17 protein-coding genes are annotated in these 14,058 nt (G+C 43.0%); all 17 read left to right on the top strand.

Translation table 11 applies throughout. The annotated features are described in order from the left end of the window. Positions 1-114: 114 nt before the first annotated feature. The 17 genes from BO18_RS05140 to BO18_RS05065 all read left to right on the top strand — a co-directional run bounded on the left by BO18_RS05140 (position 115) and on the right by BO18_RS05065 (position 14,030). A complete protein-coding gene (locus BO18_RS05140; protein WP_051688504.1) occupies positions 115-714 on the top strand; it encodes a hypothetical protein in 600 nt (199 codons plus the stop codon). A 17-nt stretch (positions 715-731) separates the two neighbouring features. Next, complete coding sequence (locus BO18_RS05135) at positions 732-1,640, top strand: radical SAM protein (RefSeq protein WP_051688503.1); 909 nt, start codon at positions 732-734, stop codon at positions 1,638-1,640. A gap of 11 nt (positions 1,641-1,651) precedes the next feature. Further along, positions 1,652-1,993 (top strand): NifB/NifX family molybdenum-iron cluster-binding protein, encoded by a 342-nt coding sequence (locus tag BO18_RS05130; RefSeq protein ID WP_034444196.1) that lies wholly within the window; start codon positions 1,652-1,654, stop codon positions 1,991-1,993. A 51-nt stretch (positions 1,994-2,044) separates the two neighbouring features. Further along, entirely contained in the window at positions 2,045-2,887 is an 843-nt protein-coding gene (gene nifH / locus BO18_RS05125; RefSeq protein WP_034444194.1) for a nitrogenase iron protein, read from the top strand. Positions 2,888-2,932: 45 nt separating this feature from the next. After that, complete coding sequence (locus BO18_RS05120) at positions 2,933-3,859, top strand: transporter substrate-binding domain-containing protein (protein ID WP_034444191.1); 927 nt, start codon at positions 2,933-2,935, stop codon at positions 3,857-3,859. 15 nt (positions 3,860-3,874) lie between these two features. Beyond that, positions 3,875-5,350 carry a nitrogenase component 1 gene (locus tag BO18_RS05115; protein ID WP_034444189.1) on the top strand — a complete coding sequence of 492 codons (1,476 nt, stop codon included), beginning with the start codon at positions 3,875-3,877 and terminating at the stop codon, positions 5,348-5,350. Beyond that, the gene (locus BO18_RS05110; RefSeq protein WP_034444186.1) at positions 5,347-6,699 is read left to right on the top strand and encodes a nitrogenase component 1; all 1,353 of its coding nucleotides are present in this window, start codon (positions 5,347-5,349) and stop codon (positions 6,697-6,699) included. The genes BO18_RS05115 and BO18_RS05110 overlap by 4 nt, the downstream gene beginning before the upstream one ends. 4 nt (positions 6,700-6,703) lie before the next feature. Next, the gene (locus BO18_RS05105) at positions 6,704-7,399 is read left to right on the top strand and encodes an amino acid ABC transporter permease (RefSeq protein WP_034444184.1); all 696 of its coding nucleotides are present in this window, start codon (positions 6,704-6,706) and stop codon (positions 7,397-7,399) included. 3 nt (positions 7,400-7,402) lie between these two features. Beyond that, positions 7,403-8,098, top strand: a complete 696-nt coding sequence (locus BO18_RS05100; RefSeq protein WP_034444182.1) for an amino acid ABC transporter permease — start codon at positions 7,403-7,405, stop codon at positions 8,096-8,098. Next, positions 8,091-8,843 carry an amino acid ABC transporter ATP-binding protein gene (locus tag BO18_RS05095; protein WP_034444180.1) on the top strand — a complete coding sequence of 251 codons (753 nt, stop codon included), beginning with the start codon at positions 8,091-8,093 and terminating at the stop codon, positions 8,841-8,843. Before BO18_RS05100 ends, BO18_RS05095 begins: the two co-directional genes overlap by 8 nt. A 27-nt stretch (positions 8,844-8,870) precedes the next feature. After that, on the top strand, positions 8,871-9,269 hold the full coding sequence (locus BO18_RS05090) for a NifB/NifX family molybdenum-iron cluster-binding protein (RefSeq protein WP_034444178.1): 399 nt from the start codon (positions 8,871-8,873) through the stop codon (positions 9,267-9,269). 63 nt (positions 9,270-9,332) lie between these two features. Continuing rightward, positions 9,333-10,235: a LysR family transcriptional regulator gene (locus BO18_RS05085; RefSeq protein WP_034444175.1), complete on the top strand. Its 903-nt coding sequence runs from the start codon at positions 9,333-9,335 to the stop codon at positions 10,233-10,235. Between the two features lie 125 nt (positions 10,236-10,360). After that, positions 10,361-11,284 carry a MetQ/NlpA family ABC transporter substrate-binding protein gene (locus tag BO18_RS05080; protein WP_034444173.1) on the top strand — a complete coding sequence of 308 codons (924 nt, stop codon included), beginning with the start codon at positions 10,361-10,363 and terminating at the stop codon, positions 11,282-11,284. A gap of 37 nt (positions 11,285-11,321) precedes the next feature. Next, entirely contained in the window at positions 11,322-11,462 is a 141-nt protein-coding gene (locus tag BO18_RS34210) for a hypothetical protein (RefSeq protein ID WP_185752464.1), read from the top strand. Continuing rightward, positions 11,434-11,703: a hypothetical protein gene (locus BO18_RS05075; RefSeq protein ID WP_185752346.1), complete on the top strand. Its 270-nt coding sequence runs from the start codon at positions 11,434-11,436 to the stop codon at positions 11,701-11,703. The genes BO18_RS34210 and BO18_RS05075 overlap by 29 nt, the downstream gene beginning before the upstream one ends. Positions 11,704-11,761: 58 nt before the next feature. Then, entirely contained in the window at positions 11,762-12,913 is a 1,152-nt protein-coding gene (locus BO18_RS05070) for an ATP-binding protein (protein ID WP_026517287.1), read from the top strand. 145 nt (positions 12,914-13,058) lie between these two features. Next, on the top strand, positions 13,059-14,030 hold the full coding sequence (locus tag BO18_RS05065) for a methionine ABC transporter ATP-binding protein (protein ID WP_034444168.1): 972 nt from the start codon (positions 13,059-13,061) through the stop codon (positions 14,028-14,030). Positions 14,031-14,058: the final 28 nt, after the last annotated feature.

The raw sequence follows: 14,058 nt of genomic DNA, 5'->3' as shown, positions 1-14,058 counted from the left end.
ATCTAACATAAAGAAAACCGACCGGTCAACCGGAGGCTTACAAATACTTCATTTCATTCGTGGAGCACTTTGTAAACCTCCGGTTTTTCTTTTAGGTAAAAGGTGAAAATCTAAATGACAATCACAGCAGATTTTTTCAAAGGATATGAAAACACGGAAGATCCGGAAATGGATTTTCGAAGGAGAGAAAGAGAAAAGGTAAGCTTCTACAGATCAGGAGCCATTAAAGCTGTATACCTGAATGAACAGATAAGGATTGAAACCTGGTACGGAGAAATAAGTGCAGAGCTCATAACCTTTTATGAAGATTCTTCTATAAAAAGGATTTTTCCCAGATACGGAAAGATCGGAGCTTATTGGACTGAAAAAAATGAAGCTGAGATCACCGAATATTCAGAGCTGGAAGTCGGAGACGTGGTTTATAGATGTAGACCTCAATGCCTGTACTTTTATCCTGACGGAAAGCTAAAGAGTATAACAATCTACAACAGTGACATCCTGACAGTAAAAACCAAGTATGGAGAGATCAGGACAAACATAGGAGTTTCATTTTACAGGTCGGGAAAGATAAGAAGTATTGAACCGGCATTTAAGACAGAGATTGAATACAAGGGAAAAAAGATCAGACCCTTCAACTTTTTTGCAGACGGAATGCATGCTGATGACAACTCGCTGGTACTTGACGAGGAGGGCTACATCCTAAGCTACATCTGATAGAGGGAGTAAGGCAAATGTACAATAACTCAAATGCACTACAGGAACTGAATGATCCGCTGGAGCACATTTCAAATCAGCACCCCTGCTTCGGAAAGGGGCCCAATCTTAACAAAGGAAGAATTCATCTTCCAGTAAGCCCTTCATGTAACATACAGTGTGCCTTCTGTAACAGAACAAGAAATAAGGACGAGAAAAGACCTGGAGTTACCTCTGAAATACTAACTCCAAATGAGGCAGCAGAAATACTTGATAAAGCCTTGGAACTTTGCCCGGAAATAACCGTAGCAGGAATTGCAGGCCCGGGAGATACACTTGCTTCTGATTACGCCATAGAGACCTTCAATATCATAAAAGAAAAACATCCGGAGCTTATAAATTGTCTCAGTACAAATGGACTTTTGCTTGAAGAAAGAGCGCAGGAGCTTATAGATGCAGGGGTCAAGACCGTAACGGTAACAGTAAATGCTGTTGATCCGGAAGTTTTACAACATATATGCCTTTGGATAGTTAAGGACGGAGTTACTTATACCGGAATAGAAGGCGCAAGAATCCTGATAGATGCACAGCTTCGAGGAATTAAGAAGATAAAAGAGCTGGGAGCAATGATTAAGGTTAATACAGTTCTTTGCCCTGGAATAAATGATGAACATGTTGAAGAAGTTGCAAGAACTGTTTCAGAGCTTGGAGCTGATTTTATGAATATCATTCCGCTGATACCACAGCATAAGCTCTCACATCTACAGGAACCGGATTGCATGATGCTTCATGAAGCCAGGATGAAGGCAGAAAAATATATAAGGGTCTTCAGACATTGCCAAAGGTGCAGAGCTGATGCAGCAGGAATCCCGGGAAAGGTTGAGATATCGGATCAGCTTTATGACATAAAGAAGCTTAATGCTAAAAATACTTTTTCACATGGATAAGGAAAGCAGAAATGAAATATAAAGTGGCACTGGCAACTTTCACCGGGGAAAACATAGATCTTCATTTTGGAAGGTGTTCCAAGTTTCAGGTGGCTGAGATCACAGACAACGAAGAGTGGAATTTTGCTGATGAAATAGATACAGGACTTGCCTGCGACGGAGGATGTGATCATGAACATATTAAAGATGTGGCGGATAAGCTCAGCTCATGCAAATACGCACTTTCAGCCAGAATAGGCCCCGGTGCTGCGAGAGTTCTTTTAGATAAAGGGATAAAGGCCCTTGAAATAGAAAATGAGATTTGCGCTGCAATTGAAAAACTAATGGTATATGACAGGGCTCATAACACCTGATTTTGAGGTTGAGAATAAACATATTACAGAAATGGAGGAGAAATTGAAAAAATGGCACAGTTAAGGCAGATTGCAATTTATGGAAAGGGTGGAATCGGAAAGTCCACAACAACACAGAACCTGACAGCAGGACTTGTTGAAAAGGGCCAGAAGGTCATGGTAGTAGGATGTGACCCTAAGGCAGATTCAACCAGACTTTTGCTTGGAGGCCTTGCTCAGAGAACTGTTCTTGACACATTAAGGGAAGAAGGAGACGACGTTGATCTTGACAGCATCCTTAAAGAGGGCTTTGGCGGAACGAGATGTGTAGAGTCCGGTGGCCCGGAACCCGGCGTAGGATGTGCAGGACGCGGAATCATTACATCTATAGGTCTTCTTGAACAGCTGGGAGCTTATACAGAGGATCTTGACTATGTATTCTACGACGTACTTGGTGATGTTGTGTGCGGTGGTTTCGCGATGCCTATCCGAGAAGGAAAGGCTCAGGAAATCTATATTGTTGCCAGCGGCGAGATGATGGCTCTTTATGCAGCAAACAATATTTCAAAAGGTATAGCAAGATATGCCAAGACTGGTGGAGTAAGACTTGGTGGAATCATCTGCAACAGCAGAAACGTTGACAGAGAGTTGGATCTGCTCAGGGCTTTCTCAAAGGAACTTGGAACTAAACTCATATACTTTGTTCCTCGTGACAATGTGGTACAGCATGCAGAGATCAATAAGAAGACAGTTATTGAATATAAACCTGAATCAAATCAGGCTCAGGAATACAGAAACCTTGCGGAAGCAGTCATGAACAATACAGATCTTGTTATTCCAAATCCAATGTCTCAGGAGAGATTAGAGGAGATCCTTTCAGAGTTTGGACTTATGGCTGATGATTATCAGATTTAAAACAGTAGAACTAAAAATTTTAATACACAAATTAGGAGGAAGATTATGAAAAAGAGAAAGATTTTGGCGTTGTTATTAACATCAGTTTTATCACTTCAGGTTGTGGCATGTGGCAGTGCCGAAGGCAGCGAAGTTGCAAGTGCTGAGAATGCTCAGTCATCAGAGGGAAATGATTCTTCTGAGAGCAGTGCTTCAAATCACATAGTTATTGGCTGCAACATTTCAGTTTCAGGTGTAAATGATTATCTGGATGAGGATGATCACCTGACGGGGGCTACGGTTGAACTTATGAGGGCAATTGATGAAAAGCTTGAGGATTATGAATTTGAGTATGTTCCAACATCCTTCGACGATGTGTTTGTTGGAATCGAGGCAGGAACCTATCAGGGGGGCGAGGCAAACTGCTTCTTAACAAAAGAGAGAATTGAGAAATATGCAATTCCAAGTGAGAACATTGGTGCAAGCTATATCGGACTTCTCGTAAAGAAGGAGCTTGGGGATCTTACGAGTTTTGAGGATGTTGCTAACAGACAGAAGAGTGACGGACTTACTTTCTACTCAATGCAGGCTGGAAACGGTCTTACATACCCTGTAGAAGTTTACAATGAACAGCATCCTGACAACCAGATTGTATTTGAGTACACATCAGAAAACACAAACAGTGAAGTTAATAACTGGATCATCAACGGTAGATACGATGTTGGTCTTGCACTGTACTCAAACTGGCTTACAAACTATGTGGCTGAGGATGGAGCATACCATGATGCAGTAGATGACCTTGTATGGATCCCAATCCAGATAGTTGGTGTATACAACCTGTTCAATAAGGACAAGGTGGATCAGAAGTTCCTGGATGCTTATGATGCAGCACTTAAGGAGCTCAAGGCATCAGGCGAAGCTCAGGAGATCAGCAAGAAATTTTACGGCTACGATCCTTTTGAAGAGGATATCAAGAACTTAACAGAAGAATAAAGATGGGGTTAACTTATGGCTATCAATTTATCAACAGGAGCACCGGTTATACGTGAACGAAGATTAAGTTCAATACTAAGCTATAACGGAACAGCTTCAGATTTAAATGAGAAATCCAAGAATTCAGAGTTAAAGTGTTCCGGCAGACGCTACGGTCAGTGTAGCGACTGCCAGGAGGGATGCGCACAGTCGATGGCTTCTTATGTAAGAGGCGGGGCAGTGGTGTCGCATGCACCTATAGGATGTTTTGCAGCCGGTGACAGTGTAAGAGATAATGCCGGACGTGCTGTGTCAGCAGCAAGAAACAAGGGCGATTTTTCAAACACTGCTATATGCACCAATATTCAGGAAAAAGATACTGTATACGGAGGAATGGAAAAGCTTCGTAAGGCTCTTCGTGAAGCCTACAAGAGACAGAATCCCTCAGTCATTTTTATCACAACTTCCTGTGCTTCCGGAATCATCGGTGATGATGTGGAGTCTGTAGCAGACGAAATGGAAGAAGAGCTGGGGGTTCCAATTGTTCCAATAGCCTGCGAAGGCTTTAAGTCGAAGGTTTGGTCCACAGGCTTTGATGCTACATTCCATGGCATATTGAAGAAGATTGTCAGGGAGCCAAAGGAGAGAAAGAAGGATGTGGTAAATATCTTCAATTTCGAGGGTACGGACACTTTCACACCACTTCTTGCAAAGCTGGGCCTTAAGACCAATTATGTTGTTCCCCTTGCAACCTATGAGGAACTGGCAAGCCTTTCAGAGGCAACATGTTCCGCTCAGATATGTGAGACACTTGCAACCTATATCTCTCACGGCCTGGAGGAGAAATTTGGAGTCCCTGAAGTAAAGGCTCCTGCACCATACGGAATTAACTGGACCGATGAATGGCTAAGAGAGATTGCAAGGCTTACAGAAAAAACTGATGTTGTTGAGTCAGTAATTGAAAGTGAGCATGCAAAAATTGCAGATGAGCTTAAGGAGCTTAAAGAGAGATTTGAAGGCAAGAGCGTTTATATCCTTGCTGGTGATGCTTATACCTACAACCTTTCAAATCTTGTTAAGGATCTGGGGCTTAAGATCGCAGGTGTAACTGCTCTTCATCATGATCAGAAGGCTGATTCCGGTGAGGTGAATATCCTAGAGAAGCTTGTTGAATCAGCAGGAGATATCCAGAACTTTAATGTTTGTAATAAGCAGCCCTATGAGGTTGTAAAGATCATAAAGAAGATCAATCCTGATTATCTTATCGTAAGACATCAGGGACTGACAGTACTCGGCTATAAATTAGGAATACCTACTATTTTTGAAGGAGATGCAAACTACTCAATCGGATATGATGGAGTGATCCGTCTTGGTAACAGACTGTGGGAAGCATATCTTACCAGAAAGTTCAATGAAAACGTTGCTGCCCATTCGGAATTCCCGTACACAGACTGGTGGATGAACGAAGTGGATGATCCCTTCTATTTTGAAAAAGGAGGAAAGAAGGCATGAGTTCGATCATAGAAAAGCCTAGGTTCTCCTGTGCACTTGCAGCACAGCAGACAGTTCTGGCAATTCCGGGAGCAGCACCTATCATTCACGCAGGTCCAGGATGTGCGTCTAAGGCTTCAGGATTTGCGGGAGTTCAGGCGGGACAGCAGGGAGAAGGTTACGCCGGAAGAACCCATGTATCCTGTACCAATGCAGGGGAGAAGGAAGTTGTATTTGGTGGAGAAAAGAACCTTGAAGAACTGGTATCAGGTGCCCTTCAGGTTGTTAAGGCAGATCTCTTTGTAATCTTATCGGGATGTACAGCAGGTATCATCGGAGATGACAGTGCAGGCGTTGCGGGAAGATTTGCAAGAAATGGTGATCCGGTTGTCGGTGTAGACACAGCAGGCTTTAGAGGGAATAACTATTTCGGTCATGAGGTTGTTGTTAAGGCAATCATTGACCAGTATGTAGGAAAGGTTGAGCCTTCGGTTGAAAAGGGGCTTGTTAATCTTTGGGCTTCTGTTCCATTTCAGGATGCATACTGGAGAGGTGACCTGGAAAATCTTAAAGGGGTTCTGGAAAAGCTGGGGCTTAAGGTCAACGTCCTGTTTGGGCCTTCATCCGAAGGTGTAAGTGAGTGGAAGACAATTCCAAATGCACAGTTCAACCTTCTTGTAGGACCATGGGTAGGTCTTTCGATTGTAAAGCATCTTGAGAAAAAATATGGAACACCATATTTCCATTATCAGACCCTTCCTGTAGGAGCTCAGGAAACAAGCAAGTTCCTTCGTGAGGTAGGAAAATTTGCAGGTTTTGACTCTGAGGTGGTTGAGAATGTGATCAAAAAGGAAGAGAAGAGATTCTATGATTACTTCATCTCATTCACAGATTTTGTGGCAGAGCAGAGGAATATTCTTCCTTATCAATTGTATGTAGTTGGCGACAGTCTTTACACCTCAGGAATTACATCTTACCTGACCAATGAGCTGGGATTTTTGCCACAGGGAGTCTATATAATTGATGATCCATCACCGGAGCGAGAGGAAAAAATAAAGGCAGCCTTTGAAGAGAGCACTGAGAATGTTGGGGAAATCATCAGATTTGAAGCTGATGGTGGACTTATCACCAGAAGTATCCAGGAAAAGATTGGAGCCAGCAAAAAGGCAATTATCTTTGGAAGCTATTGGGAAAAGAATATTTCGAAGGAGACAAATAATTATTTTGTTAACCTTAGCCTTCCAATCGCAACTGAGATAATCACATCTTCCAGTTATGCTGGCTACGAGGGTGGTCTGCACCTTATCGAAAAGATCTACAGCCTGGCATTTAACAGAGGAAATCTTTCATCAAGGACACACGTGGAGTAATTCTATGCGATTTAAATTAAGCACATTTTTTGAATATCTGGTCAAGCTTTTGCCTTACCTGAAGGTTACCTTTACATATGCAGGTCTTTCACTAGTCTTTGGAATTGTATTCGGATTTTTGTTTGCGGTTTTCAAACTTGGAAAGAGCCGTATATTAAGGGGCATTGCCAATGTATATACGGCTATCTTCCGATCTGTTCCGCCGGTGGTGCTTCTGTTTCTTGTATACTACGGAATACCCATGGCAGCTGAGGCAATCACGGGGAAAAGCATGGGAAGAAAGGAACCGATCCTGTTTGTTATCATAACCGTAACTTTACTGGCAACAGCTTCCCTGACCGAGATAATGCGAAGTGCATATAAATCTGTGGACAAGGGGCAATATGAAGCTGGCGTAAGTATAGGCCTTACGGAGATCCAGACATTCTTCAGGATAGTGTTCCCTCAGGCTTTACTATATGCCCTTCCGAGCCTTGGTAACCTGGTAATCTATCTTATAAAGGAAGGAAGCCTTGGATTTACTATCGGTCTGGTAGATATTTTTGGGAAAGCAAATACGCTTAATCAGAACACGTACAGTAACCATATCTTAGAGATCTATATAGCACTGGCAACTATCTACTGGGTGGTTGCAATAGCAACAGAAAAGCTTCTTAAATATGCGGAGCAGAAAGTTAAGCGGGAACTGGGGAGAGCATAAAATATGTCACTTAATACTGAATTTATTTACAATACCTTTTTCCTGGTGTTAAAGGGTGTTCCGGTCACAATGAAGATTGTTGGAGTAGTTCTTTTGATATCGCTCTTTTTTGGATTTTTATTTGCAGTAGTCAGAACAAACAGCAATGGCATCTTTTCAAAAATATTAGGTGTGTATGTTTCTTTTGCAAGAGGGACTCCGGTGATGGTTCAGATCTACCTGATATATACCGCCCTTCCAACGGTTCTAGCACCGTACTTTAAGGAAAAGGGAATTGCCTTTGATGTCTATTCTATAAAGGGAATGACTTATGCGTACTTCATCTTTTCATTTGGCATGATACCTGTAATGTCTGAGATGTTCAGGGGAGCCCTTAATTCAATTGATAAGGGACAGCTTGAAGCGGCCAAGGCAATAGGACTTAGCGTTATTCAGGGCTATAGAAGGATCATTCTGCCCCAGGCACTGGTTAAAACATTGCCGGTGCTTTGCACAAACATTACAGGACTTGTAAAGCTTAGTTCGCTGGCCTTTGCAGTTTCTGTATTTGAGATCATGGGAATTGCCAAGACAGAAGGTGCAAAGTACACCTGCTATGTGGAAGCCTATCTTATCATTGCAGTCTTGTATGTTGCGTTAAACCTGGGCATAGAGGTTATTTTTAAGTTGGTGGAGAAGAGGATTAAAATATATGCTTAAACTGGAGAACGTTCACAAGGCCTTTGGAAAGAATCAGATTCTAAAAGGCGTGGATATTGAAGTAAATAAGGGAGATGTAATTGTAATTCTTGGCCCCAGTGGTTCGGGGAAAACCACTTTGCTGAGAAGTATCAATTTCCTTGAAAAGGCTGATAAGGGAAAGCTTACACTGGACGACAGGGAAATGGATATGCATCACTCCTCAAGAAAAGACATTTCATATGTGAGGAAAAATACAGCTTTTGTATTCCAGAACTATTGTCTTTTCAATAATAAGACTGTTCTGCAAAATGTCACTGAGGGTCTCATAGTTGCCAGAAAGGTTCCTAAAAAGGAAGCAGTGGAAACTGCCATCAGCGCACTAAAAAAGGTAGGGCTTGAAGATAAGCTGGATATGTATCCTGCTCAGTTATCCGGAGGAATGCAGCAGCGAGTAGGAATAGCGAGGGCTATTGCTGTTAATCCTAAGGTCATCCTCTTTGATGAACCAACCTCAGCTCTGGATCCTGAGCTTGTTGGAGAAGTTCTTTCAATCATCAAAAGGCTCGCTAAGGAAGGTACCACCATGATAGTAGTGACTCATGAGATGAGCTTTGCAGAGGATGTTGCAAATAAGGTCATCTTTATGTCTGACGGTGTGGTTGTTGAGCAGGGGTCACCAAAAGAGATCTTTTATAAACCTAAGGAAGAGAGAACAAAGCAGTTCCTTAAGAGAATCCTTCCTGTGTCAGATTATGTGATTTAAAAGAAATGCCTTCTAAGGGGAAGAGTAATGGGATACAAAATAGCAGTGGCGTCATCAGACGGAGTGTTTTCTGATCTGGAATTTGGTATGGCGGATCAGTTCTATATTTATGACGTTGACGATGAAAAGAATATCACCTTCAGCGAAATCCGAAAGTATGTACAGGAAAAGGCTGGAGAACTGCAGGAACCGGACCTTTCTGAGCTTAAGGAACCCACAGGAAGTTGCGGGAATCCGGGCAACAGATGTGGTAAGGGCGCCGAGAAGAAGGTAGAACTCATCGAGGACTGTCGCTGCATTATCTGTTCCCATATCGGGCCTAAGATGAGCAAAAACTTTACAGTCAGAGGAATATCTGTATTTGATATCGAGGGAGGGATAGATCCGATCATAAATCGGATTGCGGATTACTATAAAAAGAAATAATAGTTCGTGATTTAAGTCAGCTGTGATATAGTAGTGTGTATAAAATCCAAAGGGGTGATATACATGACTATATTACAGCTTAAGTACGTTATAGCCATTGATGAAGAGTGTTCCATGAGAAAGGCAGCAGACAGGCTCTATGTTTCACAGCCCGGTCTTTCAAGCGCTGTCAGGGATCTGGAGAACGAGCTTGGCATCCAGATATTTGAAAGAGTCCACAACGGTGTTGTTACAACAGCTGCTGGGGCTTCTTTTATTGCCTATGCAAGAAATGCTGTGGAGCAGTTTGAAAAGGTTGAGGATAAGTACCTTAATTCAAAGAATGAGAGGCCTACATTCTCAGTATCCATGCAGCATTACACCGTTGCTGTTAATGCCTTCATCGACACTGTTAAGGAATATGACCTGGAAGAATATCAATATTTCATTCGTGAGACTCAGACCAGCGAAGTTATAGAAGATGTAAAGACTATGAAGAGTGAGGTTGGAGTCATCGCCCTTTCAGACTTTAACAAGAACACCTTTAAGAAGATTTTTGCAGATGCATCGTTGGAGTTCCATGAGCTCTTTACAAGAGACACCTACGTATATCTTAGTAAGGATCATCCTTTGGCAGACAGGGATGAGCTATCTTTAGAGGAACTTCAGGATTACCCTTGCATGGTATTTGACCAGGGCGACAACACCTCTTTTTACTATAGAGAAGAAGCCCTTGCTACCTATGATTATAAGAAGATAATCAGCACCAACGAAAGAGCTACCTCAATTGAGCTTATGCTTGGACTTAATGGCTACGCTGTAGGAGCTGCAATGCTTGGCGAGGGAAAGACCTCTTCCGAGATCAAGGTTATCAAGCTCAAGGAAGATGAGCCACTGACCTTCGGTTACATCACAAGAAAGGGTCAGGAGCTTTCAGAGATGGGACAGACCTTCGTTTCATATATGGAGGATCACAAGACAGAGTAAAAAGGGACTTATAAGCGGAACTTATCGCTGCCTTTAGAAGATAGCAACTTGCAAAGGTACATGGGCAAGTGTAAATTATAAAGAAATAAAACAAAACCGCTTCGGCGGATTGAGGAGGAAAAATTATGAAAAAGAGTATTTTTACAAGCCTTGTGCTTGCAGGAACTTTGGCTTTAGGCGTACTTACTGGCTGCGGCGCTGAGGGTGCAGCTCAGAGCGCAGGAGAGAGCGCTGATCAGGGCGCTGAACAGGTAGCAGAAGCTCCTGCAACCACAGATTCAGGCGACAAGAAGATCACAGTTGGAGCAACACCTGTTCCACATGCAGAGATCCTTGATAACATCGTTAAGGAAGTTCTTGCAGAGGACGGTTGGGAACTTGAGACAGTTGTTTTCTCAGACTATGTACTTCCTAACACATCACTTGAGCAGGGCGAGCTTGATGCCAACTACTTTCAGACACTTGGTTACATGAACCAGCAGAACTCAGATGCAGGTCTTCACCTTAAGGCAGTTGCAGGCGTTCACATCGAGCCAATGGGTATCTACTCACAGAAATACAAGGCTCTTTCAGAGCTTCCAGACGGCGCATCAATCGGTATTCCCAATGACCCTGATAACGGCGAGAGAGGAATCGACCTTCTTGTTCAGAAGGGACTTCTTGTTTCAAAGGGTGGTTTCGGAACAGATGCTAACTACACAGAGGATTCCCTTACAAACGACAAGGAAGCAAATCCTCACGGCTACGTGATCACACCACTTGAGGCAGCAAGCCTTCCACTTTCACTTCCAGATCTTGATGCAGCTACAATCAATGGTAACTACGCACTTGAAGCAGGACTTCCTGCTGAGTACCCAGCTCTTGATATCGAGTCCTTCGATGATGAGACAACCATCAAGAGAACAAACTTCCTTGTAGTTAAGGAAGGCAATGAGAACTCAGAGAAGATCCAGGCTCTCATCAAGGCTCTCACATCTGACAAGGTTAAGGAGTACATCGAGTCAACTTATAAGGGAGCAGTTATTCCCTCATTTGTTGATCCACAGTAAATTTTATAAATATTCAGGCACACGGCTCATTTGCCGTGTGCTTTTTTGTTGCACAAGACCGGCAAGCGGTAGTAGTGATACAGGTCTTGGTGAGCTCATGGGCGGTGCACTTATCGGCGGAACTATTGATTCTACCGGGGCTGTAACAGTTGCCGGTACTGCGCTTGGAGAGGCTTAGTAGCTGCTATGACGAACTTTTTCGCCTGTCTTTACTTATAAAGGACTTAGAGCTCCTTGAGAGTGCTGAGCCTGATAATGTAGCCCTTGAAAAAGAAGATGTGGATCTGTATGAGCTGTCCAAGTCGATTTTTGAAGGATTTTCAAATCAGTTCAGGGAAAAAGGTATTGACGCTAAGATAATGGGAGATGAGGCCAATGTAGTTGCTGACAGGAAGCGAATTGGCCAGAACAGCAACTAACGTTGTCTGTTTGCCAATTTTAATGTAGAATACTAGCAAAAAATACGGAACAGGTAACATGAAAGAAATAACATTAGAAGAACTTAAGAAATTAAATAGAGACGATTATGAGCTTATCGATATAAGAGATGAAGGCCCAAGGACATATGGAATGATGCCAGGGGCAATAGCGATTCCGTTAGAAGCAGATCCTGAACTGGCGACTGCGATGATATCAGAATTACCAATGGAGAAGAAGCTGATATTTTACTGTAGTTTTGGCCGTAAGACCTCCGTTCTTGATGAAGGCGGGGTTTTAGAGGGTAGGGACTGTTACAGCCTTCAGGGAGGCTATACAGGCTTTATTTGCGCGCAGATCTCTGATATGGGCGATCTGGATGAGCGAAGAGAGAAAGCGGAGCTGAGCATCAGAAAGAAGTTCCACAAGACGCTCTTTTCTCCCTTTGCAAAGGCCTGCAAGATGTACCACCTGATAGAAGAGGGCGACAACATTGCAGTATGCATTTCTGGCGGAAAAGACTCTATGCTCATGGCCAAGCTCTTTCAGGAGATCCAAAAGCACAGACAGTGCAATTTTGAGCTGACTTTCCTGGTAATGGATCCTGGGTACAACTCAGATAACAGGGCACTTATTGAGAGCAATGCTAAGGCTCTCGGTATTCCTGTTACAATTTTTGAGAGCACAATTTTCGATGCTGTGGACACTATCGAAAAGAGCCCCTGCTACATCTGTGCAAGAATGCGAAGGGGCTATCTTTACAGCAAGGCCAAGGAACTTGGATGCAACAAGATTGCCCTTGGACACCACTACGACGACGTTATTGAAACTATCCTTATGGGAATGCTCCATGGAGGTCAGTTCCAGACCATGATGCCCAAGCTTCACAGCACTAACTTCGAGGGAATGGAGCTCATAAGGCCCCTTTATTTCGTGAGGGAAAAAGATATTTGTGCGTGGCGTGACTATAACGACCTGCATTTTCTTCAGTGCGCGTGCCACTTTACAGAGACCTGCTCAACCTGCCACGAGGATGGAACCACATCTTCAAAGAGGCTTGAGACCAAGAAGCTCATAGCTCAGCTAAAGAAGAGTAACCCTTACGTTGAATCAAACATTTTCAAGAGCGTAGAAAACGTAAACTTAAACAGTGTCATTGAATACAAGCAAGATGGCGTAAGACACAACTTTTTAGATGATTATAAGAAGTAAGAAGGTTTTTTGATGGACAACAAGCGACAGCCCCTTTTTACGTGGTTTGACATTGAAATTTGGGCTGAGTGATGGCATAATAATAGGCATGTTTGAAGTAGAAAAATACTGATGTTCAAGCAAATAAAAATGGAAATAAAAGAAAATGATCAGGATTGAAAACGTACAAAAATCATTTAATAAAACCGAGGTCTTAAAGGACATTTCCATGGAGATCAATGATGGCGAGATCTTTGGAATAATCGGACAGTCCGGTGCAGGTAAGTCGACGCTTCTTCGATGCATCAACGGTCTTGAGTCCTACGACTCCGGAACTATCACAGTGGATGACAAGCTTATCGATATCAAAGATAAGAAGATGCTTCGCTATCAGCAAAAGAAAATGGGAATGATCTTCCAGGGATTTAATCTTCTGGAGAGACTGGATGTATTTCAGAATGTTGCTCTGCCCATGAAATTCTGGGGAGTACCTACCAATACTCCTGCAGCAAAAGAAAAGATCATGAAGCTCATCAAGCTGGTTGGACTTGAGGACAAGGTTCATTCAAAGCCCCGTGAGCTTTCAGGTGGTCAGAAGCAGAGAGTTGCCATCGCGAGAGCCCTGGTGCTGGACCCTGAGATACTTCTTTGCGATGAGGCAACAAGTGCATTGGATCCGGAAATTACAAAGGGGATATTAGCTCTTTTGCAGAGGATCAATAAAGAGATGGGCATCACCATCGTTGTGGTTACTCACCAGATGGAGGTTGTTAAGCAAATCTGCCAGAGAGTAGCATTTCTTAGCCATGGCAAGGTTCTTGCTGTTGGACAGCCTGAGAAGCTCTTTGTATGGCCTAAGGAAAAAGAGATAAGAGATTTCCTTAGGGAAGAGAGCGACAAGCTTCCCACAACCGGGGTTAATCTAAAGCTCTTTTTCTACGGAGAGGGTAATCAGAGGCCTATCGTTACCCAGATGTCCCAGGAGCTTAAGACAGATTTCAATATCTGCTGGGCAAGGCTTGAGGATTTCCGTGAGGATGTATACGGAAGCCTTGTGCTGAACATGGAGGAGAAGGACTTAGAGAGAGCCTGTGCTTTCCTTGATTCCAAGGATGTTACCTGGGAAGTTATTAAGTAAGAAAGATTCTGGTTGGAGGAATATATAA

Source organism: Butyrivibrio sp. AE2032, from assembly GCF_000702965.1.
This window is presented reverse-complemented; position numbering and strand designations above follow the sequence as displayed.

Bases quoted from the DNA above. Each gene is read 5' to 3' on its own strand.
- BO18_RS05140 (WP_051688504.1), top strand. From the start codon at position 115: ATGACAATCACAGCAGATTTTTTCAAAGGATATGAAAACACGGAAGAT.
- BO18_RS05135 (WP_051688503.1), top strand. From the start codon at position 732: ATGTACAATAACTCAAATGCACTACAGGAACTGAATGATCCGCTGGAG.
- BO18_RS05130 (WP_034444196.1), top strand. From the start codon at position 1,652: ATGAAATATAAAGTGGCACTGGCAACTTTCACCGGGGAAAACATAGAT.
- nifH (WP_034444194.1), top strand. From the start codon at position 2,045: ATGGCACAGTTAAGGCAGATTGCAATTTATGGAAAGGGTGGAATCGGA.
- BO18_RS05120 (WP_034444191.1), top strand. From the start codon at position 2,933: ATGAAAAAGAGAAAGATTTTGGCGTTGTTATTAACATCAGTTTTATCA.
- BO18_RS05115 (WP_034444189.1), top strand. From the start codon at position 3,875: ATGGCTATCAATTTATCAACAGGAGCACCGGTTATACGTGAACGAAGA.
- BO18_RS05110 (WP_034444186.1), top strand. From the start codon at position 5,347: ATGAGTTCGATCATAGAAAAGCCTAGGTTCTCCTGTGCACTTGCAGCA.
- BO18_RS05105 (WP_034444184.1), top strand. From the start codon at position 6,704: ATGCGATTTAAATTAAGCACATTTTTTGAATATCTGGTCAAGCTTTTG.
- BO18_RS05100 (WP_034444182.1), top strand. From the start codon at position 7,403: ATGTCACTTAATACTGAATTTATTTACAATACCTTTTTCCTGGTGTTA.
- BO18_RS05095 (WP_034444180.1), top strand. From the start codon at position 8,091: ATGCTTAAACTGGAGAACGTTCACAAGGCCTTTGGAAAGAATCAGATT.
- BO18_RS05090 (WP_034444178.1), top strand. From the start codon at position 8,871: ATGGGATACAAAATAGCAGTGGCGTCATCAGACGGAGTGTTTTCTGAT.
- BO18_RS05085 (WP_034444175.1), top strand. From the start codon at position 9,333: ATGACTATATTACAGCTTAAGTACGTTATAGCCATTGATGAAGAGTGT.
- BO18_RS05080 (WP_034444173.1), top strand. From the start codon at position 10,361: ATGAAAAAGAGTATTTTTACAAGCCTTGTGCTTGCAGGAACTTTGGCT.
- BO18_RS05070 (WP_026517287.1), top strand. From the start codon at position 11,762: ATGAAAGAAATAACATTAGAAGAACTTAAGAAATTAAATAGAGACGAT.
- BO18_RS05065 (WP_034444168.1), top strand. From the start codon at position 13,059: ATGATCAGGATTGAAAACGTACAAAAATCATTTAATAAAACCGAGGTC.